Origin of the sequence: Pseudolysinimonas kribbensis, assembly GCF_030161895.1 — a bacterium.
Taxonomy (GTDB): domain Bacteria; phylum Actinomycetota; class Actinomycetes; order Actinomycetales; family Microbacteriaceae; genus Pseudolysinimonas; species Pseudolysinimonas kribbensis.
This window is the reverse complement of the sequence record NZ_BSVB01000001.1, coordinates 2462176-2487658: the sequence shown is the minus strand read 5'-3', so window position 1 is coordinate 2487658 and position 25483 is coordinate 2462176. Positions and strand designations below refer to the sequence as shown.

General features: G+C 71.7%; 28 protein-coding genes and 5 pseudogenes. 15 read left to right on the top strand and 18 right to left on the bottom strand.

From position 1 onward, the window contains the following. Positions 1 to 2 precede the first annotated feature (2 nt). Positions 3 to 953: an ABC transporter ATP-binding protein gene (locus QQK35_RS13770; RefSeq protein WP_284254673.1), complete on the top strand. Its 951-nt coding sequence runs from the start codon at positions 3 to 5 to the stop codon at positions 951 to 953. Then, positions 940 to 1874 (top strand): annotated as a pseudogene (locus QQK35_RS13765) (ABC transporter permease). The gene QQK35_RS13770 and the pseudogene QQK35_RS13765 overlap by 14 nt, the downstream one beginning before the upstream one ends. A 1-nt stretch (position 1875) precedes the next feature. Here QQK35_RS13765 and QQK35_RS13760 read toward each other — a convergent pair. The 3 genes and pseudogenes from QQK35_RS13760 to QQK35_RS20540 form a co-directional block, all read right to left on the bottom strand. Next, positions 1876 to 2262 carry a RidA family protein gene (locus QQK35_RS13760; RefSeq protein ID WP_284254672.1) on the bottom strand — a complete coding sequence of 129 codons (387 nt, stop codon included), beginning with the start codon at positions 2260 to 2262 and terminating at the stop codon, positions 1876 to 1878. Then, positions 2259 to 2540 carry a hypothetical protein gene (locus QQK35_RS13755; RefSeq protein ID WP_284254671.1) on the bottom strand — a complete coding sequence of 94 codons (282 nt, stop codon included), beginning with the start codon at positions 2538 to 2540 and terminating at the stop codon, positions 2259 to 2261. The genes QQK35_RS13760 and QQK35_RS13755 overlap by 4 nt, the downstream gene beginning before the upstream one ends. A gap of 128 nt (positions 2541 to 2668) precedes the next feature. Beyond that, positions 2669 to 3280, bottom strand: a pseudogene (locus QQK35_RS20540) (aminotransferase class V-fold PLP-dependent enzyme); the annotation flags it as partial. On the opposite strand from QQK35_RS20540, the gene QQK35_RS13740 reads away from it, so the two are divergent. Beyond that, the gene (locus QQK35_RS13740; protein ID WP_284254667.1) at positions 3189 to 3404 is read left to right on the top strand and encodes a hypothetical protein; all 216 of its coding nucleotides are present in this window, start codon (positions 3189 to 3191) and stop codon (positions 3402 to 3404) included. The pseudogene QQK35_RS20540 and the gene QQK35_RS13740 overlap by 92 nt on opposite strands. A gap of 79 nt (positions 3405 to 3483) precedes the next feature. On the opposite strand, the gene QQK35_RS13735 is transcribed toward QQK35_RS13740, so the two are convergent. Further along, on the bottom strand, positions 3484 to 4143 hold the full coding sequence (locus QQK35_RS13735; RefSeq protein WP_284254666.1) for an IclR family transcriptional regulator: 660 nt from the start codon (positions 4141 to 4143) through the stop codon (positions 3484 to 3486). 21 nt (positions 4144 to 4164) lie between these two features. Between QQK35_RS13735 and QQK35_RS13730 the strand changes: the two genes are divergently transcribed. From QQK35_RS13730 to QQK35_RS13715, 4 genes are all read left to right on the top strand, one after another. Next, positions 4165 to 4644 carry an amidohydrolase family protein gene (locus QQK35_RS13730; RefSeq protein ID WP_284254665.1) on the top strand — a complete coding sequence of 160 codons (480 nt, stop codon included), beginning with the start codon at positions 4165 to 4167 and terminating at the stop codon, positions 4642 to 4644. 235 nt (positions 4645 to 4879) lie between these two features. Further along, positions 4880 to 5779 (top strand): amidohydrolase family protein, encoded by a 900-nt coding sequence (locus QQK35_RS13725; RefSeq protein WP_284254664.1) that lies wholly within the window; start codon positions 4880 to 4882, stop codon positions 5777 to 5779. A gap of 47 nt (positions 5780 to 5826) precedes the next feature. Further along, positions 5827 to 6783 (top strand): sugar kinase, encoded by a 957-nt coding sequence (locus QQK35_RS13720; protein WP_284254663.1) that lies wholly within the window; start codon positions 5827 to 5829, stop codon positions 6781 to 6783. Then, positions 6780 to 7439 (top strand): bifunctional 4-hydroxy-2-oxoglutarate aldolase/2-dehydro-3-deoxy-phosphogluconate aldolase, encoded by a 660-nt coding sequence (locus QQK35_RS13715; RefSeq protein ID WP_284254662.1) that lies wholly within the window; start codon positions 6780 to 6782, stop codon positions 7437 to 7439. Before QQK35_RS13720 ends, QQK35_RS13715 begins: the two co-directional genes overlap by 4 nt. A gap of 18 nt (positions 7440 to 7457) precedes the next feature. Here QQK35_RS13715 and QQK35_RS13710 read toward each other — a convergent pair whose 3' ends face one another. Further along, a complete protein-coding gene (locus tag QQK35_RS13710) occupies positions 7458 to 9251 on the bottom strand; it encodes an MFS transporter (protein WP_284254661.1) in 1794 nt (597 codons plus the stop codon). Positions 9252 to 9447: 196 nt separating this feature from the next. Between QQK35_RS13710 and QQK35_RS13705 the strand changes: the two genes are divergently transcribed. Further along, complete coding sequence (locus tag QQK35_RS13705) at positions 9448 to 9930, top strand: YbaK/EbsC family protein (protein WP_348534945.1); 483 nt, start codon at positions 9448 to 9450, stop codon at positions 9928 to 9930. Between the two features lie 26 nt (positions 9931 to 9956). Here the strand turns inward: QQK35_RS13705 and araA are convergent. The 10 genes and pseudogenes from araA to QQK35_RS13655 all read right to left on the bottom strand — a co-directional run bounded on the left by araA (position 9957) and on the right by QQK35_RS13655 (position 18263). Further along, positions 9957 to 11464 (bottom strand): annotated as a pseudogene (gene araA / locus QQK35_RS13700) (L-arabinose isomerase). A gap of 31 nt (positions 11465 to 11495) precedes the next feature. Further along, positions 11496 to 13072: pseudogene (locus QQK35_RS13695) on the bottom strand (xylulokinase). Next, positions 13069 to 13767, bottom strand: coding sequence for an L-ribulose-5-phosphate 4-epimerase (locus QQK35_RS13690; protein ID WP_284254660.1), 699 nt, complete (start codon positions 13765 to 13767; stop codon positions 13069 to 13071). The pseudogene QQK35_RS13695 and the gene QQK35_RS13690 overlap by 4 nt, the downstream one beginning before the upstream one ends. Before the next feature lie 17 nt (positions 13768 to 13784). Next, entirely contained in the window at positions 13785 to 14840 is a 1056-nt protein-coding gene (locus QQK35_RS13685) for a LacI family DNA-binding transcriptional regulator (RefSeq protein WP_284254659.1), read from the bottom strand. A 27-nt stretch (positions 14841 to 14867) separates the two neighbouring features. Then, positions 14868 to 15359, bottom strand: coding sequence for a pyridoxamine 5'-phosphate oxidase family protein (locus tag QQK35_RS13680; RefSeq protein WP_284254658.1), 492 nt, complete (start codon positions 15357 to 15359; stop codon positions 14868 to 14870). Continuing rightward, complete coding sequence (locus QQK35_RS13675) at positions 15356 to 15880, bottom strand: Dps family protein (protein ID WP_284254657.1); 525 nt, start codon at positions 15878 to 15880, stop codon at positions 15356 to 15358. Before QQK35_RS13675 ends, QQK35_RS13680 begins: the two co-directional genes overlap by 4 nt. 42 nt (positions 15881 to 15922) lie before the next feature. Next, positions 15923 to 16414 carry a DUF6328 family protein gene (locus QQK35_RS13670; RefSeq protein ID WP_284254656.1) on the bottom strand — a complete coding sequence of 164 codons (492 nt, stop codon included), beginning with the start codon at positions 16412 to 16414 and terminating at the stop codon, positions 15923 to 15925. Next, positions 16411 to 16659 (bottom strand): MDR/zinc-dependent alcohol dehydrogenase-like family protein, encoded by a 249-nt coding sequence (locus tag QQK35_RS13665; protein ID WP_284254655.1) that lies wholly within the window; start codon positions 16657 to 16659, stop codon positions 16411 to 16413. The genes QQK35_RS13670 and QQK35_RS13665 overlap by 4 nt, the downstream gene beginning before the upstream one ends. Then, a complete protein-coding gene (locus tag QQK35_RS13660; protein ID WP_284254654.1) occupies positions 16641 to 17504 on the bottom strand; it encodes an alcohol dehydrogenase catalytic domain-containing protein in 864 nt (287 codons plus the stop codon). The genes QQK35_RS13665 and QQK35_RS13660 overlap by 19 nt, the downstream gene beginning before the upstream one ends. A gap of 48 nt (positions 17505 to 17552) precedes the next feature. Beyond that, positions 17553 to 18263, bottom strand: a complete 711-nt coding sequence (locus QQK35_RS13655) for an MgtC/SapB family protein (RefSeq protein ID WP_284254653.1) — start codon at positions 18261 to 18263, stop codon at positions 17553 to 17555. A gap of 57 nt (positions 18264 to 18320) precedes the next feature. Between QQK35_RS13655 and QQK35_RS13650 the strand changes: the two are divergent. Further along, positions 18321 to 19057: pseudogene (locus QQK35_RS13650) on the top strand (GntR family transcriptional regulator). Here the strand turns inward: QQK35_RS13650 and QQK35_RS13640 are convergent. Together QQK35_RS13640 and QQK35_RS13635 are read right to left on the bottom strand one after the other, a co-directional pair. Next, positions 19044 to 20039 (bottom strand): N-acetylglucosamine kinase, encoded by a 996-nt coding sequence (locus QQK35_RS13640; protein WP_284254650.1) that lies wholly within the window; start codon positions 20037 to 20039, stop codon positions 19044 to 19046. The pseudogene QQK35_RS13650 and the gene QQK35_RS13640 overlap by 14 nt on opposite strands. After that, entirely contained in the window at positions 20036 to 20269 is a 234-nt protein-coding gene (locus tag QQK35_RS13635; protein ID WP_284254649.1) for a sugar phosphate isomerase family, read from the bottom strand. The genes QQK35_RS13640 and QQK35_RS13635 overlap by 4 nt, the downstream gene beginning before the upstream one ends. A 119-nt stretch (positions 20270 to 20388) precedes the next feature. Here QQK35_RS13635 and QQK35_RS13630 point away from each other — a divergent pair, with 119 nt between their 5' ends. The 6 genes from QQK35_RS13630 to QQK35_RS19870 all read left to right on the top strand — a co-directional run bounded on the left by QQK35_RS13630 (position 20389) and on the right by QQK35_RS19870 (position 25161). Continuing rightward, positions 20389 to 20871, top strand: coding sequence for a hypothetical protein (locus QQK35_RS13630; protein ID WP_284254648.1), 483 nt, complete (start codon positions 20389 to 20391; stop codon positions 20869 to 20871). A gap of 164 nt (positions 20872 to 21035) precedes the next feature. Further along, positions 21036 to 22409 carry an extracellular solute-binding protein gene (locus QQK35_RS13625; protein WP_284254647.1) on the top strand — a complete coding sequence of 458 codons (1374 nt, stop codon included), beginning with the start codon at positions 21036 to 21038 and terminating at the stop codon, positions 22407 to 22409. A gap of 7 nt (positions 22410 to 22416) precedes the next feature. Next, the gene (locus QQK35_RS13620) at positions 22417 to 23367 is read left to right on the top strand and encodes a carbohydrate ABC transporter permease (protein WP_284254646.1); all 951 of its coding nucleotides are present in this window, start codon (positions 22417 to 22419) and stop codon (positions 23365 to 23367) included. Next, positions 23364 to 24188, top strand: a complete 825-nt coding sequence (locus tag QQK35_RS13615; protein ID WP_284254645.1) for a carbohydrate ABC transporter permease — start codon at positions 23364 to 23366, stop codon at positions 24186 to 24188. Before QQK35_RS13620 ends, QQK35_RS13615 begins: the two co-directional genes overlap by 4 nt. Continuing rightward, the gene (locus QQK35_RS19875; RefSeq protein WP_348534944.1) at positions 24185 to 24565 is read left to right on the top strand and encodes a glycerophosphodiester phosphodiesterase family protein; all 381 of its coding nucleotides are present in this window, start codon (positions 24185 to 24187) and stop codon (positions 24563 to 24565) included. Before QQK35_RS13615 ends, QQK35_RS19875 begins: the two co-directional genes overlap by 4 nt. An 8-nt stretch (positions 24566 to 24573) precedes the next feature. Further along, positions 24574 to 25161: a glycerophosphodiester phosphodiesterase family protein gene (locus tag QQK35_RS19870; RefSeq protein ID WP_348534943.1), complete on the top strand. Its 588-nt coding sequence runs from the start codon at positions 24574 to 24576 to the stop codon at positions 25159 to 25161. Here the strand turns inward: QQK35_RS19870 and QQK35_RS13605 are convergent. After that, positions 25148 to 25468, bottom strand: coding sequence for a nuclear transport factor 2 family protein (locus tag QQK35_RS13605; RefSeq protein ID WP_284254644.1), 321 nt, complete (start codon positions 25466 to 25468; stop codon positions 25148 to 25150). The genes QQK35_RS19870 and QQK35_RS13605 overlap by 14 nt on opposite strands. Positions 25469 to 25483: the final 15 nt, after the last annotated feature.

The following is a 25483-nucleotide window of genomic DNA, read 5'->3' as shown; positions in this document are numbered from 1 at the left end:
CGGTGAGCGGGACGGTCGCGCCCGCGGACGCGGCCATCCGCACCCGGGGCCTCGGCAAGCGGTTCGGACGCCAGCGTGCGGTCGCCGACCTCGACCTCGAGGTGCCGCGGGGCGCCGTGTTCGGCTTTCTCGGCCCCAACGGCTCGGGAAAGACGACGACGATCCGGATGCTGCTGGGCCTCGCGCGGCCCTCGAGTGGCGACATCCACGTGCTCGGCGAGCCCATGCCGCACGCCCTGCGCTCGGTGCTGCCGCGCGTCGGCGCCCTCGTCGAGGGCCCGTCGATCTATCCGTTCCTCTCCGGACGCGCCAATCTGCACCGCCTCGACGCGGCGGACCCCGGCAGCGCCGCCCGCTCCCGCCCCGCCCGGGTCGACGGCGCGCTCGAGCGGGTCGGCCTGACCGCGGCCGCCGGGAAGCGGGCCGGCGCGTATTCGCTCGGCATGAAGCAGCGCCTCGGCCTCGCCGCCGCCCTGCTCGCGCCGCGCGAGCTGCTCGTGCTCGACGAACCGACCAACGGCCTCGACCCCCAGGGCACCCGCGAGGTGCGCGGACTCATCCGGTCGCTCGCGGCCGACGGCACGACCGTGTTCGTCTCGAGTCACCTGCTCGCCGAGATCGAGCAGGTGTGCACCCACGCCGCGGTCATGCGCGCCGGACGGCTCGTGGCGCAGGGCTCGCTCGACGATCTGCGCCGCGCAGCTCGTGCGCGGATCGTCGTGCGTACCCCGGATGCCGCCGACGCCGCGACGGTCCTCGGGATCCACCGCATCACAGCCGCGATCGCGGGCGACTCCATCACGGGCGAGCTGCCCGAGGAGGCCGTCGTCGAGGACCTCGTGCGCGCGCTCGTGGAGGCCGGGGTGCGCGTGCGCGGCGTGAGCGTCGAGGGCGACTCCCTCGAGGACCGCTTCGTCGCCCTGACCGGGGAGGGCTTCGATGTCGCCGGCTGACGGCTCCTCCCCCGCGCTCACCTCGAGTCGTGCCGAATCGCACGATGCAGGCGACGTTCGTGCCGATCGGCACGACTCGAGCACGCGGACCGAGGCGCGCAGCACCGTGCCGCGTCCCTTCGCGCTGCTCGGGTCGGAGCTCGCGACCCTGTTCCGGCGGCGGCGCACGATCGCCATGCTCGCCGCGCTCGCGCTCGTGCCGATCCTCATCGCCGTCGCCGTGCGGGTGACCGGTGCCGGATCCGGGGTGGCCCGGCGTTCCTCGGCGACATCACGCAGAACGGCTTGTTCGTCGCCTTCACCGCGCTGACCGTCTCGATCCCGCTGTTCCTGCCGCTCACCATCGGCGTCGTCGCCGGCGACACCATCGCAGGCGAGGCGTCGCTCGGCACACTGCGTGCGCTGCTCATCGCCCCGGCAGGACGGCTCCGGCTGCTCATCGTGAAGTACGTCGGCGCGCTCGCGTTCGCCGCAGCCGCGACCGGCGTCATCGTGCTCGCGGGGGTCGGCGTCGGCGCGCTGCTGTTCCCGGTCGGCCGGGTGACCCTGCTGTCCGGCGACACCGTCGACGCCGGCGGGTTCGCCGCCCGCGCCGCCCTGCTCGCGCTCTACGTCGTGCTGTCGCTGTCGGGGCTGTGCGCGATCGGACTGTTCATCTCGACGCTCACGACCATCCCCGTCGGGGCGATGGCCGCGACGGTCGTGGTCGCGGGGGCCTCGCAGATCGCGGATGCGCTGCCGCAGCTCGACGCCATCCACGCCTGGCTGCCGACCCACTACTGGTTCGGCTTCGGCGACCTGCTGCGCGATCCGCTGGTCTGGGACTCGTTCGGCGTGAACGGCTGGCTGCAGCTCGGCTATGTGGTGGTGTTCGGCGGGCTCGCGATCTGGCGGTTCCTGACGAAGGACGCGCTGTCGTAGCTCAGGCCGACGGCAGGGCGGCCACGACGTCGATCTCGACGAGGATGTCGGCCAGGTCGGACCCGACCGTCGTGCGCACCGGGTGGGGCGTGGGCACGATCGCGCCGTAGGCCTCGTTGAAGCCGGCGAAGTCGCGCTTCAGGTGCTGCAGATGCGCCGTGACCTTGACCACGTCGGCCCAGCTCGCGCCCGCCGCCTCGAGCACGGCCCCGACGTTGCGCAGCACCTGCGTCGTCTGCGCCGCGATGCCCTCGGGCACCTCGCCCGTCTCGGGCACCTGCGGCCCGAACCCGGCCGTGAACAGCAGGCCGCCGGCGATGACGCCGTGGCTGTAGGGACCGGCCGGCTTCGGGGCGTTCGGGGCGGTGAGGGGTGTCTTGGTGGTCACGATCGGTCTCCTTCGTCGGGGTGGATGTCGGGGTGGATGCTGAGGGCGTGCTCGAGGGCTGCGGCCACGACGCGCTCGTCGCCGGGTGCGAGCTGGTCGGCGCCGAGCCAGAAGCCGCGTGGCGACCCCTGCACCCGGTAGGGCAGGACGGCCACGCGAGGGCGGAAGCCGTCGAACGCGGCGAGCGCCGCGGCGGCGCGCTCCGGGTCGTCGAGTTCGATGCGCAGCCGCGGCACGGGCTGGCCGGCCTCGTTGGCATCCTCGAGCTCCGCGTGCACCCCTCGGCGCCGAGCGCGATCCCGCGCCAGTCCTCGAGCACGGCGCGCTGCTCGCGCTCGAGCCACGCCTCGTCGCGGGCGACGAAGAGCTCGACCGCGCGCACGAGCCCGGCGATCTCCTCCTTGCCGGCCTTCAGCGCACGGCCCCAGCTCTGGAAGGGGGCGCCGGATCGCCGGGCGGCCTCGACGAGGTCGGCGCGCCCGAGCAGGAGGCCGGAGGCCTGCGGCCCCCGGAGCGCCTTTCCGCCGGAGAAGGCGACCAGGTCGGCGCCGAGCTCGCGCGTGAAGCGCCAGAGGTTGGAGGCCGGCGGCAGCTGGGCCGCGGCATCCACGAGCACGGGAACGCCCCGCTCGCGCGCGATGCGCACGACGGTCGGCAGCGGCAGCGCCACGTCGGGCAGGTGCGATCCGGCGACGTAGAGCACGGCGGCCGTGCGCTCGGTGATCGCGGCCTCCAGCTCCCACTCGAAGGTCTGGATGACGTTGCCGATCTGCCGCACCCGGATGCCGGCCAGCGCGAGCGTCGTGTCGTACGGGATCCGGTGCGCGGCGTGCATCACGACCTCGTAGGGCGCCTCGTCGCGCCCCGGCAGCTGGGAGAGCCCGTCCGGTCGGCCCCCGGTGCGGATGCCGAGCAGCGCGAGCACCATGGCCGCGGCGCAGCCCGGAGCGACGTACCCGGCCTCGTTGCGGGTGAGCTCGGCAAGGCGGCGCCCGGCCGCGAGGTGCAGCTCGTGCATGTCGACGAACGAGCCGGCAGCGTCGCGCATCGCGTCGAGCACCTCCGGCGGCATGAGCGAGCCGCCGATCGCCGTGAAGGTCGTGGCCGCGTTGATGAGCGGCCGCACGCCGAGTCGTTCGTAGAAACCCATGACCTACCCCAGTTGCCGTGCGATGTCCGCGGCGCAGGTCTGCAGCCGGCCGAGCTCGCCGCGGAGCTCGGTCAGGGGCCGGACGGCGCGGATCGCGCTGATCGAGACCGCCCCGTGGATGCGTCCCCCGACGACACCACCGGCACGGCCACGCAGTTCACGAACTCCTCGAACTCGCCGTCGTCGGCCGACCAGCCGCGTCGGCGGATGTCGCCCAGGCGCCGCTCGAGGGCCGCGCGGTCGTGCGATGCGCTGGTGCCCCGCGCGTCCTCGGCATCCAGGAGCCGGGTGCGCTCGGGCGCGGGGAGGTGCGCGAGGATCGCCGTGCCGACGCCGGTGCGGGCGGCATCCACCTGACCGCCGACGCGGGAGGACATGCGCACGCCGTCGGTGTCCTCGACCTTGTCGACGTAGTAGACGCCGTCGCCGATGAGCTGCGCGAGATGAACGGTGCTGCCGACGTGGCGGTGCAGTTCTCGCAGCGCGGGATGCGCGATCCGGCGCAGGTCGAGCTCGTCGACCGCCTGCTGTCCGATCGCCACCAGGCGCATGCCGATCGCCCAGGTGCCGTCGTCGCGATGCACGAGGAATCCGGCGCTCTCGAGCGTCTTGAGCTGGCGGAAGACGGTGGAGCGGTGCACCTCGAAGTGCTCGGAGATCTCGCGCAGGGTGCGGGAACCGGAGGCCACGAGCTCAATGAGCTCGGTGGCCCTGCGCACGGTCTCCGACATGAGCCGAGGATAATGCACAGGGTGTTGCATTCAGCGCAATCGGGCGAGCGCGTGGTCCTGCGCGGCGGGATTCTGGTCGACGGCACGGGCGCCCCGCGACGCGCCGCGGACGTCGAGCTCGACGGTGACCGGATCTCCCGCATCCTGGAGCCCGGGGCGCCGAGCGACGCCGCCGATGACGACGTGAGCGGCGCGATCGTCGCGCCGGGGTTCATCGACATGCACGCCCACTCCGACCTGGCGGTGCTCGCCGACCCCGCGCACGCCGCGAAGCTCGAGCAGGGCGTCACGCTCGAGGTCCTCGCTCAGGACGGCCTCGGCTACGCGCCGGTGGACGACCGCGGAATGCGCACCATGCGCGAGCGGCTCGCGGCGTTCAACGGCTCGCCCGATCTCGACTTCACGTGGCGCAGTGTCGCCGACTACCTCGCCCGGATCGACCGGGGGCGCCGCTCAACGTCGCGGTGCTCGTGCCGCACGGCACGGTGCGCCAGGCGGTGATGGGCGACCGGGCGGCGCCCGCGACGCCGGCCGAACTGGCCGGGATGCGCGAGCTGGTCGACCAGGGCATGCGCGACGGGGCCGTCGGGCTCTCGGCCGGCCTCAGCTACACCCCCGCGGCTTTCGCGACGGACGACGAGCTGGTGGCGCTGCTGGAGCCGGTCCGAGACCACGGCGGGTTCTACGCTCCGCACCACCGCAACTACGGCACGCACGCGATGGAGTCGTACGCGTCGTGCATCGCGATCGCCGAGGCCGCGGGCGTCGCCCTGCATCTCGCGCACTGCCACCTCAACTTCCCCGTCAACCGCGGGCGCGCCCCGAGCTGCTCGCCCTCATCGATGCCGCGATCGACCGGGGCGTCGACGTCACGCTCGACGCCTACCCGTACTCGCGCAGCGCGACCTCGCTGGTGTCCCTGCTGCCGAGCGCGGCGGCCGTCGACGGACCGGCGGGCGTCCTCCGGCGTCTGGAGGATCCGGCCGCGAGCGAGGAGCTGCGCCGCGCGGTCGAGCAGACCGGCTCGGACGGCAACCACGGCGTGCCGGCCGACTGGGAGGCGATCTCGATCTCGTCGGTCGTCGCGCCCGGCAACGCCGGGGCCGTCGGGATGCCGGTGGCGGCCTGGGCGCGGGCGCGCGGCGTGACCGCGTGGCGGGCGGTGGTCGAGCTGCTGGTCGCCGACGATCTCGCGACCGGATGCGTGCTCGACGTCGGCGACGAACACAACATGCGCGCGATCATGCGTCACAGCGCGCACACGGTGGGCAGCGACGGGATCCTCGTCGGCGCCCACCCGCATCCGCGCGAGTGGGGCACCTTCCCCCGGTTCCTGGGTGCGTACGCCCGCGATGAGGGGCTCATGACGCTCGAGGACGCCGTGCACCACCTGACGGGGCGCCCCGCGCGGCGTCTCGGCCTGCGCGATCGCGGCATCGTGCGCGCGGGCGGGTTCGCCGACCTCGTCGTGTTCGACGCGGAGCGCGTGGGATCGCCCGCGACGTACGAGGACCCGCGGCGCCGACCCGAGGGCATCCGGCAGGTACGGGTCAACGGCGTGCGGGTCGTCGAGGGCGGCCGCCGGAACGCCGCGATCGCGGGCCGCGCCGTGCGGGGCGCCGAGTCGTTGCGCTGAGTGCAACCGACTGTGCACCCGGTGAGATGACGACTATCCTCGGCCCCATGCCGGCACCCCGAGTCGCCTGTCTGGGCGAAGCGCTCATCGTGCTCGTCGCCGGGCGCCCCGGTCCGCTCGAGGAGTCCGCGGACTTCGAGCGATCGATCGGAGGCGCCGAGCTCAACACGGCGATCGGCCTGGTCGCCGCCGGCATCCCGTCGGCCCTGCTCACCGCGGTGGGCGACGACGGTTTCGGCCGCCATCTCGTGGCGCGGGCGTCACAGCTCGGCGTGGACACCTCCGCGGTGCGCGTCGATCCGGCGCGGGCCACCGGCATGTACGTCAAGGAGCGCGGCGGGGGCACCGGCGCGGCGACGGATCTGCCGCTCGGCGCCAGCCGCATGCACTACTACCGCGCGGGATCCGCAGCCAGCGCACTCGGCCCCGAGTACCTGGACGAGGCGTCCGTGCGGGCGATCCTCGACGGCGTGCAGGCCGTGCACGTCACGGGGATCACCCCGGCGCTGTCGCCGACGACGCTCGAGCTGACGCGGGCGCTGCGCTCCGCCGCCCCTCGCGCCCTCCTCGCCTTCGACGCCAACTGGCGTCCCGCGCTCTGGCGCGGGCGGGAGCGGGAGGGCGCCGACGTCCTGCGCGAGCTGGCCGCGGGCTCCGACCTCGTGCTGCTCGGCGAGGAGGAGGCCCGCATCATCGTCGGCTCCGACGATCCGGATGCCGTGCGCCGCGCCCTGCCCGCGCCCCGGCGTCTGGTGCTCAAGCACGACGGCGGCGCCGTGACCGCGTTCGATGGACCGGTGTCGCGCCGCCTGCGCCCGGACGCGGTCACGATCACGGAGGCGATCGGCGCGGGCGACGCCTTCGCCGCCGGATACCTCGCGGCGATCCTCGACGACGGCGACCTCGACGCCGCCCTCGCCGGCGGGCATCGCCTCGCCGAGCGCGTGCTGCGCTCGACCCACGACCACGCCGCCCACGACCCGGCAGGAGCCGTCATCCCATGAGCACCCACCCCGAGCGCCCCGATCACGACGTCCTCGAGCGGATCCGCGCCGATCGCGTCATCGCGACCCTGCGCGCTCCGGACGCCGACCTCGCCCTCATCGCGGTCGAGGCCCTGGTCGAGGCGGGCGCGACCTCGATCGAGGTGACCTACACGGTCCCGGATGCCGGGCGCGTGATCGCCGAGGCCGTGCATCGGTACGGCGACCGTGCGCTCGTGGGTGCCGGCACCCTCACGACGCCCGAGCAGGTCGCCGGTGCCCGCGACGCGGGTGCCGCGTTCTTCGTGTCGCCCGGATTCGACGCGGATGTGGTGGCGGCGATCCGGGCCGGCGACGGTCCCGCCATCATCGGCGCCTACACGGCGACCGAGGTGCAGCAGGTCGTCGCGAACGGGGTCGAGCTGGTCAAGCTGTTCCCGGCGTCGATCGGCGGCCCGGCGCTGCTGCGCGCGCTGCGCGGTCCGTTCCCCGACGTCGCGTTCGTGCCGACCGGCGGCATCCGGGGCGACGCGGTCGCCGAGTGGATCGCCGCCGGAGCCGTCGCGGTGGGCGCCGGCAGCGAGCTCATCTCCTCCGAGGCGCTGCGGGGCGGCGATCGCGGTGCGCTCGTCGCGCACGCGCGCGCCTACCTCGCGGCCGCCGCCGCTCCCGCCTGACCCGCGCGCCGCCGGGGCTCAGACGTCGCTGAGGGCCTGCGCGGGATCCACCGTCTCGGTCGACTCGGTGCCCGGCCCGACGGTGCGCACCGGCTCGGTCTCGTGGATGTACTTGCCGCCCATGACGACCGAGGCGAGCGCGCCGATGACCGACATGATGGCGGCCGCGATGAAGACGATCACGAGACCCGAGTGGAACGGATCGGAGATGAGCGCCGGGAAGAACTGGTGCCCGGTCAGCGCCTTCAGGTCGGCGGCGGGGATGGCATCCCGGGCGATGGTGCCCGCGGCGGTCAGCTGCTGCAGGAGCGCGTCGATCGGGTTGATTCCCAGGAACGCCGCGAACAGGTTGCCGACCGGCGGGATCTGCGCGGCCGCCGCGACGCCCGCGGCCGGCACGTGGTGTGCCGTGAGTCCGGCGGTCAGCGCCTTGGGCAGCGTGCTCGCCAGGCCGCCGATCATGAGCGAGAAGAAGATGCCGATCGAGAGCGAGTTGCCGGCGTTCTGGAACGTGCCCGTCATCCCGGATGCCGCCCCGCGTTGCGCCGCCGGAACGGAGTTCATGATCGCCGTGCGGTTCGGCGCCGCGAACATGCCCGACCCGATCCCGTTCACGAAGATGATCACGGCGAAGAGCCAGTAGGGGAAGTCCACCGGGATCACCAGCAGGAGCAGGAAGGTACCCGCCACGATCATCAGGCCCGCCGTCGCGAACGTGCGGGCGCCGAACCGGTCGGAGAGCGTGCCCGACAGCGGTCCCGAGACGAGGAACCCGACGGTCAGCGGCAGCAGGTAGATGCCCGCCCAGAACGGCGTCGACTCGTAGGAGTAGCCGTGCAGCGGCAGCCAGATGCCCTGGAGCCAGATGATGAGCATGAACTGGAGACCGCCGCGGCCGACCGAGGCGAGCAGTCCCGCGAGGTTGCCGAACGTGAACGCGCGGATCTTGAAGAGCCGCAGGTTGAACATCGGGTCCTTCACGAAGTACTCGAGCACGACGAACGCGGCGAGGATCACCACCCCGCCGATGATGCCGCCGAGCACCCACGGGTTGCCCCACCCGGTGGAGGAGTCGCCGTAGGGCTGGATGCCGTAGGTGATCCCGATGAGCAGCGCGAACAGGCCGACCGCGAAGAGCAGGTTGCCCCACCAGTCGATGCGCCCGGTGCCGCGCGCGCCGACCTCGTGCAGCGACACGAACGACCAGACGGTGCCGAGGATCCCGAACGGCACGCTCACGATGAAGACCGCGTGCCAGTCGACGACGGCGAGCACGCCGCCGAGGATCAGGCCGAGGAAGGTGCCGGCGATCGCGGCGATCTGGTTGATGCCGAGCGCGAAGCCGCGGCGGGTCGCCGGAAAGGCGTCGGTCAGGATGGCGGTCGAGTTCGCGAAGATCATCGCGCCGCCGACGGCCTGCAGCACGCGCAGCAGGATGAGCCACATCGCTCCGGCGCCGCCCGTGAACGGGTCGAAGACGAGCGCGATCGAGGCGACCGTGAAGACCGCGAAGCCGATGTTGTAGATGCGCACCCGGCCGTAGATGTCGCCGAGGCGGCCGAAGCTCACGACCAGCACGGCGGTCACGAGGATGAAGCCCATGAGCATCCACAGCAGGTAGCTCGTGCTGTTCGGGTCGAGCGGATCGAGGTCGATGCCCTTGAAGATCGCGGGCAGCGAGATGAGCACGATCGAGCCGTTGATCGTCGCCATCAGCATCCCCAGCGTCGTGTTGCTGAGCGCGATCCATTTGTAGCGCGGGTGGTCCTGGTGGAACATGCCCGAGCGCTCTCGGGTTGCGGGGGTGGTCAACGCACGCCTTCCGGTGGGGGTGATTCGGGTCTCACCGTCGAGGCCGGGATCGTTAGCTGAAGCAATGATGCTAGTCGATCCGGAGGGTGACTCCGCACGCCGGCGAGGGCATCCGGCTGCTCCACAATGGAGCCATGACCGGCTCGCTCGCCCTCGTGCCCGCCCTGCGCCATCCGGAGCTGCTCGCTCCCCCGTCGTGGCGGCGCTCGACGCGCTCGGCGACGCGGCGGCGGAGGTCGACGTCGCGCCCATCGATGCCGCGCTCGCCGACACCGCCGCGTTCTGCGCGACGTACGGCGTCGGCCTCGACATCTCGGCCAACTGCGTCGTCATCGCCGGCCGCCGCGGGGAGGAGACCCGCTACGCCGCGTGCGTCGTGCTCGCGACCACGCGCGCGGATGTCAACGGCGTTGTGCGCAGGCTGCTCGACGCGCGCAAGGCGAGCTTCGCCCCCATGGACGACGCGGTCGCCCTGACCGGCATGGAGTACGGCGGCATCACGCCCATCGGCCTGCCCGACGACTGGGCGCTGTACATCGACGTGCGCATCCCGGCGCTGCCGCGCGCGATCGTCGGGTCGGGCATCCGCGGCAGCAAGGTCGAGCTGCCGGGCGCGGTGCTCGCGGCGCTGCCGCACGCGCAGGTGATCGAGGGCCTGGCCCGCGAGGTGGTCGAGTAGCGGCCGGAGACCGCGTATCCAACCCGCTAGATCGACTGGGCGAGGCGGTAGTACGCCGCGTTCCAGCGCACGGTCTGCTCGAAGGCGTCGATCGTGGTCGCGTCGTCGATGACCAGCAGCTCGATGCCCGACATCTTCGCGAAGTCGCGGAACACGTCGACGCCGACCTGGGTCGACATGACCGTGTGGTGGGCGGCGCCCGCCGTGAGCCACGCGGTCGCGGAGGTGCGGAAATCCGGCTGCGGCTTCCAGATCGCCCGGCCGACCGGGAGCTTCGGCATCGGCTGCGGCAGGTCGACGTTCTCGACGACGTTCGCCACGAGCCGGAACCGATCGCGCATGTCGCTGAGCGCCACGACGACCGCGGGTCCGGGGTCGGCGGTGAAGACCAGCCGCACCGGGTCGTCCTTGCCGCCGATGCCGAGCGGGTGGATCTCGAGGCTCGGCTTGGCCGTCGTCAGGGTCGGGGAGACCTCGAGCATGTGCGCGCCGAGGATGAGCTCGTGCCCCGGCTCGAGGTGGTACGTGTAGTCCTCCATGAGGCTCGCGCCGCCCGGCAGGCCGGCGCCCATCACGGCGGCGGTGCGCACGAGCACCGCGGTCTTCCAATCGCCCTCCGCGCCGAAGCCGTACCCGTCGGCCATGAGCCGCTGCACCGCGAGGCCGGGCAGCTGCTTCAGGTCGCCGAGGTCCTCGAACGAGTCGGTGAAGGCGTGGAAGCCCCCGCCTCGAGGAACGAGCGCAGCCCGAGCTCGATGCGCGCGCCCTCCCGCAGCGACTCGTGCCGCTCGGCGCCCGGTCGCAGTCCGGGCTGCACGTCGTAGAGCGAGAGGTACTCGTCCACGAGCGCGTCGACGTCCTGTGTCGTGGACGCCGCCACGGCCTCCACGAGCTCGTTGACGCCCCAGGTGTTGACCTGCACGCCGAGCCGCAGCTCCGCCTCCGTCTTGTCGCCCTCGGTGACGGCCACGTAGCGCATGTTGTCGCCGAATCGCGCGACCTTCATCTCGCGGGTGGCGGCACGGCCGGCGGCGGCGCGGGTCCAGACACCGACCCGCCCGGTGACGGCCGGATCGGAGACGTGCCCGACGACGGTGGTGCGCGGCACGTTCAGGCGCGACTCGATGTAGCCGAACTCGCGGTCGCCGTGCGCGGCCTGGTTGAGGTTCATGAAGTCGAAGTCGATCTCGCCCCACGGCAGGTCGACGTTCGCCTGGGTATGCAGGTGCAGCAGCGGCTTCTGCAGCGCGTCGAGACCGGCGATCCACATCTTCGCCGGGCTGAAGGTGTGCATCCACGCGATGACGCCGATGACCGAGTCGTCGGCGTTCGCCTCGAGCATCGCCCGCCGGATCGCGGCGGAGTCGGTCAGCACCGGCTTCCACTCGACCGTGACCGGGATGTCGGGCGAGCCCGCCAGTCCGGCCGCGACCGCCTGCGACTGCTCGGCCACCTGGCGCAGCGTCTCCTCGCCGTACAGCCCCTGGCTGCCGGTGAGGAACCAGACGGTGAAGGTCTTGAGGTCGGGCACGATGGAGCGGCTCACGGGATGTCCTTTCGAGGATCTAGAGGCTGTCGACCGCGGCGCGCTCGACGGCGAGGCCGGCGCGGTAGCGGTCGAGGTAGGCGGAGAACCCCGCGACGTCGGCCGGGTCGGGTTCGGCGGTGACCGGCGCGGGGCCGGCGAACACGCGATCGGTCAGGTAGCTCGCGAGGTCGGCGGTGCTGCCGGCGCGCACGGCCGCCCGGAACGCGGCGAGCACGGCCATGCCCCACGCGCCGCCCTCGGAGGCGGTCTCGGCGACGCTCACGGGTGCCCCCAGCGCCCCGGCGAGGAAGCGCTGCGCAACCCCGGCAGTGCGGAACATGCCGCCGTGCGCATACATCCGGTCGAGGCCGACGCCCTCGTCGTCGAGCACGCGCATGCCCAGGGCCAGGGTGCCGAAGACGCCGTACAGCTGAGCGCGGAAGACATTGGCGAGCGTGAGCCGGCTCTCGGGGGTGCGCACGAACAGCGGACGGCCCTCGTCGAGCCCCGCGATCGGCTCGCCGGCGAGGTGGTTGTAGGCGAGCAGCCCGCCCGCGTCGGGCTCGCCCTCGAGCGCCTCGCGGAACAGCGTCTCGTACACGGCGTCGGCCTCGAGCGGCGATCCCGCGGCGGCCGCGAACCGGGTGAAGAGACCGACCCAGCCCGCGAGCTCGCTCGCCCCGTTGTTGCAGTGCACCATCGCCACCGGATCGCCGACTGGCGTCGTCACGACGTCGAGCTCGTGGTGGACCTCGCGCAGCGGCCGCTCGAGCACGACCATCGCGAAGATGCTCGTGCCGGCGCTCACGTTGCCGGTGCGCGGCGCGATCGCGTTCGTCGCGACCATGCCCGTGCCCGCGTCGCCCTCGGGCGGGGCGAGCGGGATGCCGGCCGCCAGCCCGCCCGTCGGGTCGAGCAGCGCCGCCCCTCGGCGGTGAGCTCCCCCGCGTCCTCGCCCGCCGAGAGCACCTGCGGCAGGAGGTCGCGCAGCGGCGCGGCCAGCGTCGTGCCCGCGGCGAGCTCGTCGTAGCGCGCGACCATCGCCGCGTCGTAGTCGCCGGTGGCGGGGTCGATGGGGAACATCCCCGACGCATCGCCGACGCCGAGCACGCGGCGACCCGTGAGCGCGGCGTGCACGTAGCCCGCCAGCGTCGTCACCCAACGGATCGACGGCACGTGGGGTTCGGCATCCCGCACCGCCTGCTGCAGGTGGGCGATCGACCACCGGAGCGGGATGTTGACCCCGAGCAGCTCGGTGAGCTCGGCCGCCGCGGGGCCCGTGTTGGTGTTGCGCCACGTGCGGAAGTGCGCAAGCAGCTCGCCCGCTTCGTCGAACGCGAGGTAGCCGTGCATCATCGCCGAGACGCCGATGGCCGCGGGGCGGGTCGGCCGGGAGCCGTGCCGCGCCTCGGCGTCGGCGACCAGGTCGGCGTACGCGGCCCGCAATCCGGACCACACCTCGTCGAGCGCGTAGGTCCACAGCCCGTCGACGAGCTGGTTCTCCCACTCGTACGAGCCGGCCGCGAGCACCGTGGCGTCGGGTGCGATGAGGCATGCCTTGATGCGGGTCGATCCGAGCTCGATGCCCAGCGCGGCGTCGTCGAAGACCGTCATCGCCGCGCGTCGCCGGCCTGCCCGTACACGTTCTGGTACCGCGCGTAGAGGCTGTCGATCTTCTCCTGCGGGATGGGCACCACCGGCCCGGCCTGCATGGCGAGGTGCACCGACCGTGCCACGTCCTCGCACATGACCGCCGCCTTGACCGCGTCGTTCGCGTTCGCGCCGATCGTGAACGGACCGTGGTTCTGCATGAGCACGGCGCGCGAGCGGTGCCCGCGCAGGGTCTCGACGATGCCGCGGCCGATCGAGTCGTCGCCGATCACGGCGAACGGGCCGACCGGGATCGGCCCGCCGAACTCGTCGGCCATCCCGGTGATGACGCACGGGATCTCCTCGCCGCGCGCGGCCCAGGCGACGGCGTAGGTCGAGTGGGTGTGCACGACGCCGCCGACCTCCGGCATCTCGCGGTAGACGTAGGCGTGCGCGGCGGTGTCGCTCGAGGGGCTGCGCTCGCTGCCGGCGGTGCCGGGCACGACCTCGCCGTCGAGGGTGCAGAGGATCATGTTGTCGGGCGCCAGGTCGTCGTACGCCACGCCCGACGGCTTGATGACGAAGTAGTCGGTGCCGGGCACCCGGCCCGAGACGTTGCCGCCGGTCCAGATCACGAGGCCGTAGCGCACGAGTTCGCCGTGCAGTCGCGCGACCTCCTCCCGCACGCGGGCGATCTCGGCCTCGACGTCGGGGGTCATGTCCTCGATGTTAGCGTTCACATCGTCTCCTCTGCACCGCGGGGCGCCGTCGATCCCCGCACCACCAACCACGGTTCCACCCTCGAATCTTTCCGTGAGGTGGCAGCTTCTGTCGCATCAGACCGGGTCGACCCGACGGAAGGTGCCACCTCACCCTCGAGGAGGGCGAGGAGGCGGGCCACCGCGCGGCGGCCGACCTCCACGAAATCCTGGTGCACGGTCGTGAGCGGCGGCAGGCTGTGCGCCGATTCCGGGATGTCGTCGAAGCCGACGACGCTGACCTCCTCCGGCACGCGGCGGCCGCGATCCGCGAGCGCGTGGACGAGCCCCAGCGCCATCTGGTCGTTGCCGCACAGCACAGCGGTCGCGCGCGGGTCGAGCGCGGCGGCGGCCGCATACCCGGAGTCGGCCGTCCAATCGCCCCGGAGGTCCGGCAGCGGCTCCAGGCCGGCGGCCGCGAGCACCTCGGCCGCGGCATCGCGCCGCACCCCGGCCTCGACGAAGTCGTCCGGCCCGACGAGCTGCTGCACCCACCGGTGACCGAGCTCGACGAGATGGCGCGCCGCGAGACGGGCGCCCGCGACCTGGTCGACGGTCACGCCGTCGGCGGGATCGCCGGTCTGCAGCGCGACGACGGGCGGTGGATCCGCGACCTCGGCGAGCGCGTCGAGCACGACCCGGTAGGGCGCGATCACCACGAGCGCCTCGACCGACCGGCCGAGCAGGAACTCGAGGCTCGCGCGGACGGCCTCGGCATCCACCGGCGTGCTCGTGATGAGCGACTGGTAGCCGGCCTCGCGCACCGCCCGCTCGATCGCGTGCAGGCTGCTCGTCGGGCCGAAGTCGGCCGTCGCCGGCGTCAGCACCCCGATCGCGCGGGTGCGACTGGTCGCGAGGGTGCGCGCGGCGAGGTTGCGCCGGTAGCCGAGCTCCGCGATCGCGCCGAGCACGCGGTCCCGGGTCGCCGGCAGCACCCCGTGCGACCCGTTGAGCACGCGCGACACGGTCTGGTGCGACACACCGGCGCGCGTGGCGACGTCGTACATGTTCGGCGCACGACGCGACTCGACCATGTGCGCACGCTAGCCGACGGGCGCGGACTACCGGAGGTCGGCCGTGCCGCTCTCGCCGAGGTCCGGCTCGGATTTCGTCACGACGCCCTTCAGCACCTCGAAGAGCTGCGCGACGGCGGGCTTGCGCAGATCCCAGTACTCGAGCGTCTCGACGCGCACCTCGAGGATCGCCGCAGTCGGGTCGCCGCGTCCGCCGTCGAAATAGGAGTCTGCCCACGCGTTCCAGTACCGGTCCAGCAGCCCGGGGTCGTGCGTCACGCTCGCCGTGCCGGCCAGCGACACCCAGCCCTTGCCGTCGCCGATCGACACGTTGACCTCGGGATGCGTCGCGATCTCGGCGGTCTTCGCGCTCGGGTCCTGCGTGAAGAAGTGCAGCGTGCCATCGAACTCGTCGTCGAGCACGGCCAGGGGCCTGCTGTGCAATGCCCCGCCCGCGGTCCGGGTCGTGACGGCGGCGGTCCGCCCGGCGGCGACAATCGCGCGGACCGCCTCCAGCTCCGGCTCCGCGGCGGACATCATGCGCCCTTCGGCCGGCGGTGCTCCGCGGAGATCATCCAGGCGAACTGCTCGAGCTTCTGGATGATCTCGTGCAGCAGGTCGGCGCTCGTCGGGTCCTCGTCGTCGACCGTGTCGTGCACCCGGCGGCAGGTTCCGACGGCCGATTCGATGCGGGCCGTGACCATGTCAGCGGTGTCGATGGTGAGGACCTCGCCGCCGGGGAACTCCTCGAGCGTCGTCTGGGCCGACACGACGCCGCTGCGTCCGTCGGGGGTCGCGTGCAGGGCGCGCATCCGCTCGGCGACCTCGTCGGCGAACAGACGGGCCGCCTCGATGACCTCGTCGAGCTGCAGATGCAGGTCGCGGAAGTTGGGTCCGACCAGGTTCCAGTGCGCCTGCTTGCCCTGGTTCGCGAGCTCGATGAGGTCGACGAGCACCTCCTGCAGCGAGTCGGTGAGGGCACGGGAGGCCACGAAGCCGTGCTCCGCGTTCTCCCGCCGCGTGCGCTCGACGTCGGGCTTGGTCTCGGTGGTCGTGCTCATGCGCCTGACGCTACGCGGCGTCCGCATGCCGGCCGTCGACTCTCAGGAGGTGCCCACCCCGCGCCGGCCCCAGCGCCGCGGCACGATCAGCAGCAGCACGATCGCGATCAGCAGGGCCAGCACGCCCGCGGTGATGCCGGCGACCCGTCCGAAGACGACGTCGAAGATGAGCAGCACGACGCCGACCGAGAGGATCGCGACCGCCACGAGCATCACCCGCAGCATCCGGTTGGAGGCCGTCACGATGGCGGGCTTGTCGTGCTGGCGGAACCGGGTGCGATGCAGGGCGACGATCGAGAGCCCGAGGATAGTGCTCACCGCGGCGAGCCCGACCAGCACCCCGTAGATCGCCCGGTCGACGGGGTCGAGCTCCGGGAACTGCTGCTGGAACGCGACCGTGAGCAGGAAGCCGCTGATCAGCTGCGTGCCCGTCTGGATCACGCGCAGCTCCTGCAGCAGCTCGTTCCAGTTGCGGTCGGCGCGCTGATCCGCGGTCTCGTTCCGCCCGTCGCGGGGATCGACGTCGGCGGTCATGACAGCGACGGGATCAGGGAGACCTTCACCGACCGGCCCGCCGAGTCGCCGACGAGGTCGAGCGCCTCCTGGAACCGCTCGAGCGGGAACTGGTGGGTGCAGATCTCGTCCATGGGCAGGGTCTGCGCCTCGAGCAGCTTGATGGCGGCCGGCCAGGTGTGCGGGCCGAGGTGGGCGCCCCGGATGTCGAGCTCCTTGTCGTCGGAGATGATCGACCAGTCGACGGTCACCGGGTCCTTGAACACCGAGTACTCGACGAAGCGGCCGAGTTTGCGCAGCAGGTCGAGCCCCTGCGGGACGGCCGAGGATGCCCGGTCGCCTCGATGTAGACGTCGGCGCCGTCGCCGCCGGTCAGCTCCTTCACACGGGCGACCGCGTCGTCGGTCGTGATGTTGATCGCGATGTCGGCGCCGACCTTCTTCGCGAGCTCGAGCTTCTCGTCGAGCACGTCGAGGGCGATGAGCTGCAGCGGATTCTTCTGTCGCGCACCCGCGATGGCCGACAAGCCGATCGGGCCGGCTCCGGCGACGACGACGGTGTCGTCGAAGCGGATCTCCGCCCGCTCGACCGCGTGGAAGGCGCAGGAGAGCGGCTCGGCGAAGGCCGCGACCTGCGGCGGCAGCTCGCGGCTGACCGGATGCGTAAGCGCCTGGCGCGGCACGAGCACGTACTCGGCCATCGCCCCGTCCCAGCCCTTGAAGCCGAACATGTCGTGCACGGCGCACATCCAGTACGCCCCGTCGAGGCAGTACCGGCACTCCCAGCACGGCACGATCTGCTCGCACGCGATCCGATCGCCCTCCGCCAGCCCGCGCCGCTCGAGCGCCGCCGGATCACCCGCGACCACCGTGCCGACGAACTCGTGACCGGGGATGCGGTCGCGCTCGGCCCAGGCGGGCCGGTGCTCGTCGCCCCAGAACTTGGCCGCGCCGTGATAGCACTTGAGATCGCTCGCGCAGATGCCCACGGCATCCACCCGGATGAGCAGATCGCCGTCCCCGGGAACCGGCACCGGGCGCTCCTCGAGGCGGTAATCCTCGGGGCCGTGAACCACCACGGCGTGCATGGTCTTCGGGATCGCGGCGGCCATGGGTCTCCTCGTCGGACGGTCGAGCGGTCTCGAGCCTACGCAGTCCGATTACTCCGCGGAGCTGCGGCTGGTCATGGCCTTGACGCCATCGATGGTGGAGACATGCTCCACGAACTCCCGGAGCGGGCCGGCGCCTCGGATCCGGAGCTGCGCCTCGACCCGCGCGGATCCGTGCTTCGATTCCACGACGCGCATGTCGGACAGCGTCGCCTCGAACCCCTGGTGGGCGGCCTCCGCGAGGACGGTGCGAAGCACGCCTTTTCCCTCCCGATAGGTGAGCACCCACAGCTCGCCGGAGTCCGCGGCGCGTACCCGCCTCCCGACGACGCTGAGCAGGCTCACTGTCACGAGGTAGAGCAGCGTACCGGTCGCCGCCAGGACCGGCATGCCCGCTCCGCACGCCATCCCGATCGCCGCCGTGAACCAGATCGAAGCCGCGGTCGTCAGACCGCTGACGGTGCTGCGCCGCACGAAGATGACCCCCGCCCCGAGGAAGCCGATGCCGGAGACGATCTGCGCCGCGATCCGAGAAGGGTCGAGGACCACGTCGTGGCCGATCACGGCGCTGAACCCGTAGGCGGAGACGAGGGTGAAGACGGTGGCACCGATCCCGACGAGCGTGTGCGTGCGCAGACCGGCGCTCTTCAGGCGACGCTGTCGTTCCATGCCGATGACGGCCGAGAGCACGAAGGAGAGCAGCAGCAGGACCAGTTCGGTGCCGGTCGTCGGGGAGAAGAGGTCGATGCCGAGAAGCGTCACGCGGGGGTCCTTTCGTCTGCCGACCGGCGGGCCGATGACGTCGGTAGGGTTTCAAACATGAGCAGCGGCGGCCGGTCCCCCGCGACGACGAGCGCCTACACCGAGCTCCTCGCCCGCCTCACCGCCGGGATGTTCAAACCGGGCAGCCGGTTGCCGGGCGAGCGCGCCCTCGCCGAGTCGCTGGGGGTCAGTCGCGCGACCCTGCGCATCGGCCTGAACCGGCTGGCGGAGGAGGACTGGCTGGTGCCCTCCAGTAAGCGCGGCTGGTACGTCCGCGCCAACGTGGTCGGCGAGCCGCCGAACACCCTGCAGAGCTTCACCGAGATGGCTCTCGAACGCGGCATGACGCCGCGCAGTCACGTGCTGGAGAAGACCCTGCGACCGATCACGTTCGATGAGGCGAAGTCGCTGCAGACCGCCCCGGACGCGCAAGCGGTGGAGCTGGTCCGCGTGCGCTATCTCGACGACGTTCCGATCTGCTACGACCGTACGGTGCTTGTTCTGGCACGCGCACGCGGCATCGACACGGCCGACATGGAGGACCGCTCCTCTACGAGTTCCTGAGCACGGTGTCCGGTGTGGAGATCGGGCGCAGCCTGTACAGCGTCCGGTCCGACCTCATGGGGAGCACGCTGGCGCCGGTGCTGAACGTGGAGGCGACCGATCCGGCGCTGATCGCGGAGGAGTTGACCTTCGACCGAGCCGGCGTGCCGATCCTCCGTGCCACCCTGACGTACCGCGCCGACTCCTACCGCTTCCAAGCCGATCTTCTCCGTCCGATCAGCGCGAGCTGACGGCGCGCGCGGGCCGCGGGGTCTCGGGCAGCGTCTCGGCGACGCGCTCGATCGTGCCGCTCGTGACCGGTGCGCCGTGCTCGGCGATCGCGTCCAGGACGGCGCCGCACACCGCGGGAAGGAACGCGATCGCGACGTGCGTGCCCGGCCGGGCCGCCGCGATCCGGTCGGTGACGCGCCGGGCGAGCGGAGATTCCGGGGCGCTCAGCACGGTGCCCGCCAGCACGATCGGCAACGACTCGTCGCCGGCCCGGCGCGCCGTGGCCAGCGCGTAGTCGGCGAGCAGCGCTGCCTGCTCATCCACGATGCGGTGCGCCACCGGGTCATGGGAGGCCGCGGCCGTGACCAGCGGCGCGGTGCGTGCCAGGGAGGCCTTGACGGGAAGGTGCTCGCGGGCGGTGAACAGGTGGACGAGGCGATCCACCGTCGGGACGGCGAAGAACTCGAGGTACCGCTCGGCGAGCGCGGTCGGCTCCGCCAGGCCCAGTTCCGCCAGGACCACCGCACGATAGCCTGCGATCCCCAGCCCTTTCGCCCCGAAGTCGTCCTGGCCCCACATATCCAGGCTCGACTCGCGGCCGTCGGAAGCCCGGGCGGCGAAGGCCGCCCCCGTGCCTCCGGTGATCGCCAGACCGACCCCCGACGGGAAGCCGAGCCGGATGGCGGCGAAGCCGTCGTTCTTCAGGCTGCGGGTTCCGCCGAGACGCCACTCCTGCGCGATCACGGCATCCCAGAGCCGGACGTCCTCCGACCAGTCGATGCCCGCGAGCCGGAACGCGATGTGGTCGGGCCGCTCGTCGCCGAGCGCCGCGTCGACCGCGGCACGGACCTCGGTGATCGCCGCCGCCGATCCAGCTGCGCTGTAGATGTCGCCCACGCCCGAGCGCGCCCATGCGAGGACCGTGCCGTCCGTCGCCGCGAGCACCGCATCGGTCTTGGTGTTGCCGGCGTCGACGCCGAGGACGAACCGCGAACTGCTCATCGCGCTTCCCGGACGCCGGCGCTCATGGCGCCCGCGGCTGCCTCATCGAGATACAGGGACGGGTTCCGACATTCGGCGACGACGGTCGCCGGCCAGGCGGGCTGATACGACGTCGCGGCGGCGATCGTGGTCGCCGCGGTTCGCTTGCCCTCGCCGATGAGCAGCATGACGGCCCGGCGGGTCGCGCGCAGAATGGTTCCGACCCCGACCGTGATGCCGTAGCTGGGCACGTCGTCGAGGGTGCGGAAGTGGGGGCGAAGGTGTCCATGTTGTCCCGGCGCGTCTCCGGCGAGAGCTCCACCACGCGGGTGAGGCTGTCGGCCGGCGAGCCGGACGGGTTGAAGGCGACGTGACCGTCGGTCGCCCCACTGGCCAGGATGAACAGGTCCACGCCGCCGAGCGACGCGATCAGGTCGTCGTAGGCGCCCGGATCGGCCGCGTCCGGCAGATGGAGGTTCGCCTCGGGGATGCCGGAACCCGTGACGGCCGCGATCGGCGCCAGGATCTCATCGCGGCCGAAGCGCTCGCAGGAGTACGGGAGCGCGGCATCCACTCGCGAGAACGCGCCGCCGGCGGTGCGGACGACGTAGTCGTCCATCATCACGATGTGCAGGAGTCCGAGGTCGAGATCGCGACGGCTCGCCAGCAGCCGGGCGAGGGCGCGGTAGGTCGTGCGGGGGTGCGGCCGCTGGGCGCCCCGAGGGCGTACGGTCGGCCGGCGGCGCTCGCCTCGGCCAGTCCGGCGACGATCTCGTCGGCCACGGCGCTGCCGATTGCGTCCTCGGTGGCGAAGATCTGGGGTTGCTGCACGACTCTCCTCAAACTGGTCTAGCTGGTTTTCGCCGACGCTACACGCTGGATACGGAGCGCTCATCCTGAGTTTTCCAGATGACTGTACCAGTTAGACCAGATTGTGAGTATGCTCGTCTTCACGTCCCTGCACGGATCGACCTCGCGGAGGTCAGCGGATCCGATCCATTCGAAAGGTAAGACGAGATGCACACGAAACACACGATGAAGTGGTCGGCCGCGCTGGCGGCGGTCGCGGCGACGGCGATGCTGCTCGCCGGGTGCACACCGGGGAGCGGGCAGTCGTCGTCGGGCTCGACGGACAAGCCGACCAAGATCACCACCGATGTCGCCTCGCTCGGCAAGCTCACCCTCACGGTGTGGGACCAGGAGACCACGCCCGGTATCAGCACCTCGCTCGACGATCTGAACAAGCAGTTCGAGGCCAAGTACCCTAACGTCCACATCGATCGCGTCGTCCGCTCCGGAAGCGACCTGCGGACCACGCTGAAGCTCGCCCTGAGCTCCTCGACCCCGCCCGACGTCATCCAGGCCAACCAGGGCTTCGCAGACATGGCCGCCTACGTGAAGGCGGGCCTGCTCACCGATCTCGGACCGTACGCGAGCCGGTACGGCTGGACCAAGCGTTTCCCGTCGAGCCAGCGCGCCCTCGACTCCGTCACGCCGGACGGGTCCAAGCTCGGCTCCGGCAACCTCTACGGCCTCTCGATCACCGGCGAGATGGTGGGCACCTTCTACAACAAGAAGGTTCTCGACAGCGTCGGGCTGCCCGTTCCGAAGAGCATGGAGGAGCTCGAGGCGGACCTCCCGAAGATCAAGGCGAAGGGCATCCTCCCGATCGCGTTCGGCGACCAGGACAAGTCGCCGGCTGTGCACCTCCTCGGGATCGCGCTCATGCCGCAGCTCGGGCAGAAGGCCGCGTCCCAGCTGATCTTCCACCAGGCCGGCACGTTCGACTCGCCCAGCGTCCACACCGCCGCCGACCTGCTCGCCGGCTGGGCGACGAAGGGCTACGTGACGCCCGGTTTCAACGGCGTCAACTCCAACACCGCCGCCACGGCCTTCGGTCAGGGCAAGGCCGCCTTCTTCCTCGGCGGAGTGTGGAACCAGGATGCCATCCAGAAGGCGGGTGCCGGAGACTCGGGTGCCGGCTTCACGGTGCTCCCCCAGAAGGCGGGCGACCCGCTCGTCGCGATGGGCGGCGTCGGCATGGGATGGGCGATCCCGGCCCGGTCGAAGAAGAAGGACGCTGCGGCGGCTTACATCGACTTCATCTCGAGCGCGAAGGGCATGACGACGCTGGAGAAGAACAACCAGCTGCCCGCCGTCCCGTCGGCCGACGCGAAGGCGGAGGAGGGCACGCTGACGAACGACATCCTGTCGACGTGGTCGCGGCTGACCAAGGACAACGGACTCGTCGCCTACATGGACTGGTCGACCCCGACCTTCTACGACACGATCGTCTCGAACGTGCAGTCCCTCATGGGCGGCACGGAGAACACGGCCGCGTTCACGAAGGCGCTGCAGGCCGACTACTCCGGCTTCGGCGGAGGCAACTGATCGACGCATGACCGACCAGGCACGCGCCGCGCAGGCGCACACCTCACCGGGTCCTGACGGGGACGGCGTCGCGGCAACGCGGCGCCGTCCCCGGCGTCGGGACCACCGGGCGTATCTCTACGTCGCGCCCGCGTTCGTGTTCGTCGCGGCCTTCGTGCTCTACCCGGTCGGGCAGGCGATCTGGATCTCCTTCTTCCGATGGGACGGCATCAGCCTCGCCACCTGGGTCGGCATCGGGAACTACGTCGCGGCGGTCACCGACCCGGCCCTCACCCAGTCGTTCGCTCATGTGGCCGTGCTCGTGTTCTTCTACGCGGTGCTGCCGATCGTGATCGCGCTCGTGCTCGCCGCCCTCCTGCAGCGGGCTGCGCGGCTGCGGGGTGCCGGCATCCTGCAGACCCTCATCTTCCTGCCGCAGGTGATCGCCGCCGTGGTCATCGGCGTCATCTGGGTGTCGATCTACGCGCCGGACGGCCTGCTGAACACCGTGCTGCGGATCTTCGGGCTCGGCGTCGCGACCCGCACCTGGCTCGGCGACTTCTCCACGGCGCTGCCAGCGGTGGGGCTGATCGGCACGTGGGTCGAGATCGGCCTGTGCCTCGTGCTGTTCCTCACCGGCATCTCGCAGATCCCGCGCGAGCTGTTCGAGGCGGCCCGGGTGGACGGGGCCGGCTTCTGGCGTGAGCTGTTCTCCGTCACGCTTCCCGCTCTGCGCGCGCCGCTGTCGGTCGCCCTGACCCTGACGGTGGTCGCCGCCCTCAAGACCTTCGACGTTGTGTTCGTGACGACGGGCGGAGGACCGGGCACCAGCACCACCGTGCCGGCCTTCCAGGTGTACAACCTCGCCTTCAACCAGGGGCGGGTCGGTATGGCCACGACGATCGGGATCATCCTGACGGTCCTGGTGCTGCTCATCACGATGCTCATCCGCCGGATCGCGCCGAAGGACGACCTATGAGACTGTCCCGCCCCGAGGCCATCGTGAACTACGCGGTCCTCGGCCTGTTCGCGCTCATCTCGCTCATCCCGATCGTCGGGGTCGTCCTCACCGCGCTGACGCCGGCGGACCAGGCGACCGCGTCCTTCGCGATCCCCCGCTCGCTCGACTTCGGCAACTTCGTGCAGGCCTGGAATCAGGGCCGGTTCTCGCAGTACATGCTCTCCAGCGTCATCGTGACCGTCACGACGGTCGTCGTCGCCGCGGTCTTCTCGATCCTCGCCGGCTTCGCCTTCGCGCGCATGCGCTTCGCGGGACGCAACGTGCTGTTCTACCTGATGCTCATCGGGATGTTCATCCCGCTCGAGGCGTACATCATCCCGCTCTACTTCGAGATGCGCGACGTCGGCCTGACCGACACCTACGCCGCCCTGATCCTGCCCCAGATCGCGCAGAGCGTCGCGTTCGGGATCTTCTGGATGCGCGGCTTCTTCGCCGCCATCCCGTCCAGCCTGATCGAGGCCGCCCGTCTCGACGGGGCCGGCGACATGCGGACCCTGTGGCAGGTGCTGGTGCCGGTGGTCCGGCCCGCGGTGATCACGATGGTGATGCTCACGTTCATGTGGACGTGGAACGACTTCCTGCTCTCGCTCGTGATGATCACGAGCGAGTCGTTCCGGACGGCGCCGCTGGCCCTGAGCTTCTTCCAGAGCCAGTTCGTCACGCAGTACGCGCTGCTCTCGGCCGCCGCCACGATCGTGGCGCTGCCCCTCATCATCCTGTACGCGATCCTCCAGCGGTACTTCATCCGCGGGATGCTGGCTGGGGCCATCAAGGAATGACGCCGGATCGACCGCTCGTCATCGGGCATCGGGGCGCCAGCGGCTACCGGCCCGAGCACACGTCGGCGGCTTACGAACTCGCCTTCGCCCAGGGTGCGGATGCCGTGGAGCCGGATCTCGTGCTCTCCGGCGACGGGGTGCTCGTGCTGCGCCACGAGAACGAGATCTCGGGGACCACCGACGTGGCCGACCGACGCGAGTTCGCCGACCGCCGCCGCACGGCGACGGTCGACGGTCAGGAGGTCACGGGCTGGTTCACGGAGGACTTCGCCTGGGCGGAGTTGCGCACCCTGCGTGCCCGGGAGCGCCGCCCGGGGTCCGCCCGGCCAACGCCGCGTTCGACGACCGCTTCGGCCTGCTGTCCTTCCCCGACCTGATCGAGCTGGTGGAGCGCGAATCCCTCCGCAGCGGTCGCCGGCTGGGCATCGTGGCCGAGCTCAAGCATGTGGAACACTTCGCCTCCCTCGGCCTCTCGATGACCGAGGCGTACCGTCGCGACCTCGCCCGGCGCGGCTGGGCGGGACGCGACCCGCGCCTCGTCACCGAGAGCTTCGAGTCGGAGCCCCTCCACGAACTGGCCGCCGAGGGCGACGGAGGGCGCCTGATCCGGCTCCTGGAGGACGAGGCGGCCGTCGATGAGCTCGACGACCCGAAGCTGCAGTGGATCGCGCGGGACCTCGATGGGATCAGCCTGGAGCGACCGCTCGTGCTGGCGTCCGCGGAACGTCCCGACGGCATCGTGACCCGGGCGCACGCGGCCGGACTCGAGGTCTTCTGCTGGACCCTGCGGCCCGAGAACCGCTACCTGACGCCGCCATTCCGGATGCCCGGACCGGACGCGGCCTGGGGCGACTGGCGGGGTGAGTGGCGCCGCATTCTCGACGCGGGCGTCGATGGGGTCTTCGTCGATCACCCGGACCTGATGGCGTCCCTCCTCGAGCTCCCGGCCGACGCAGGCGCTACCCGGCGATGATCATCCGCGCGATGAGGTCACCGTCGAGACGGAACCGGATCTCGCTCGTGCCGTTGTAGCCGCCGCCCGTCGAGACGAGGGTGACGACCCAGTCGTCGCCGTCGCGACGGGCGGCGTCGACCTCGAAGTGCATGTGCACGCCGATGTTGTCGGTCCGGTCCCACGCCGCCACGCCCTCCCGACCGTGGAAGCCCCGCCCCCAGTCCTCGAGGTAGGCGTCCGGCGCGAAGCAGGCCACGAACGCGTCGCTGTCGGCGGCGTTGGTCGCCTCGACCATGCGCTGCACGGGGGCGGGGGCGTCGGTCATGCTCCGATCCTCGCC

Bases quoted from the DNA above. Each gene is read 5' to 3' on its own strand.
- QQK35_RS13715 (WP_284254662.1), top strand. From the start codon at position 6,780: ATGAGCACCCACCCCGAGCGCCCCGATCACGACGTCCTCGAGCGGATC.
- QQK35_RS13720 (WP_284254663.1), top strand. From the start codon at position 5,827: ATGCCGGCACCCCGAGTCGCCTGTCTGGGCGAAGCGCTCATCGTGCTC.
- QQK35_RS13690 (WP_284254660.1), bottom strand. From the start codon at position 13,767: ATGACCCCCGACGTCGAGGCCGAGATCGCCCGCGTGCGGGAGGAGGTC.
- QQK35_RS13620 (WP_284254646.1), top strand. From the start codon at position 22,417: ATGACCGACCAGGCACGCGCCGCGCAGGCGCACACCTCACCGGGTCCT.
- QQK35_RS13680 (WP_284254658.1), bottom strand. From the start codon at position 15,359: ATGATGTCCGCCGCGGAGCCGGAGCTGGAGGCGGTCCGCGCGATTGTC.
- QQK35_RS13740 (WP_284254667.1), top strand. From the start codon at position 3,189: ATGGCCGCGGCGCAGCCCGGAGCGACGTACCCGGCCTCGTTGCGGGTG.
- QQK35_RS13670 (WP_284254656.1), bottom strand. From the start codon at position 16,414: ATGACCGCCGACGTCGATCCCCGCGACGGGCGGAACGAGACCGCGGAT.
- QQK35_RS13675 (WP_284254657.1), bottom strand. From the start codon at position 15,880: ATGAGCACGACCACCGAGACCAAGCCCGACGTCGAGCGCACGCGGCGG.
- QQK35_RS13625 (WP_284254647.1), top strand. From the start codon at position 21,036: ATGCACACGAAACACACGATGAAGTGGTCGGCCGCGCTGGCGGCGGTC.
- QQK35_RS13605 (WP_284254644.1), bottom strand. From the start codon at position 25,468: ATGACCGACGCCCCCGCCCCCGTGCAGCGCATGGTCGAGGCGACCAAC.
- QQK35_RS13660 (WP_284254654.1), bottom strand. From the start codon at position 17,504: ATGGCCGCCGCGATCCCGAAGACCATGCACGCCGTGGTGGTTCACGGC.
- QQK35_RS19875 (WP_348534944.1), top strand. From the start codon at position 24,185: ATGACGCCGGATCGACCGCTCGTCATCGGGCATCGGGGCGCCAGCGGC.
- QQK35_RS13640 (WP_284254650.1), bottom strand. From the start codon at position 20,039: ATGAGCAGTTCGCGGTTCGTCCTCGGCGTCGACGCCGGCAACACCAAG.
- QQK35_RS13685 (WP_284254659.1), bottom strand. From the start codon at position 14,840: ATGGTCGAGTCGCGTCGTGCGCCGAACATGTACGACGTCGCCACGCGC.
- QQK35_RS13735 (WP_284254666.1), bottom strand. From the start codon at position 4,143: ATGTCGGAGACCGTGCGCAGGGCCACCGAGCTCATTGAGCTCGTGGCC.
- QQK35_RS13615 (WP_284254645.1), top strand. From the start codon at position 23,364: ATGAGACTGTCCCGCCCCGAGGCCATCGTGAACTACGCGGTCCTCGGC.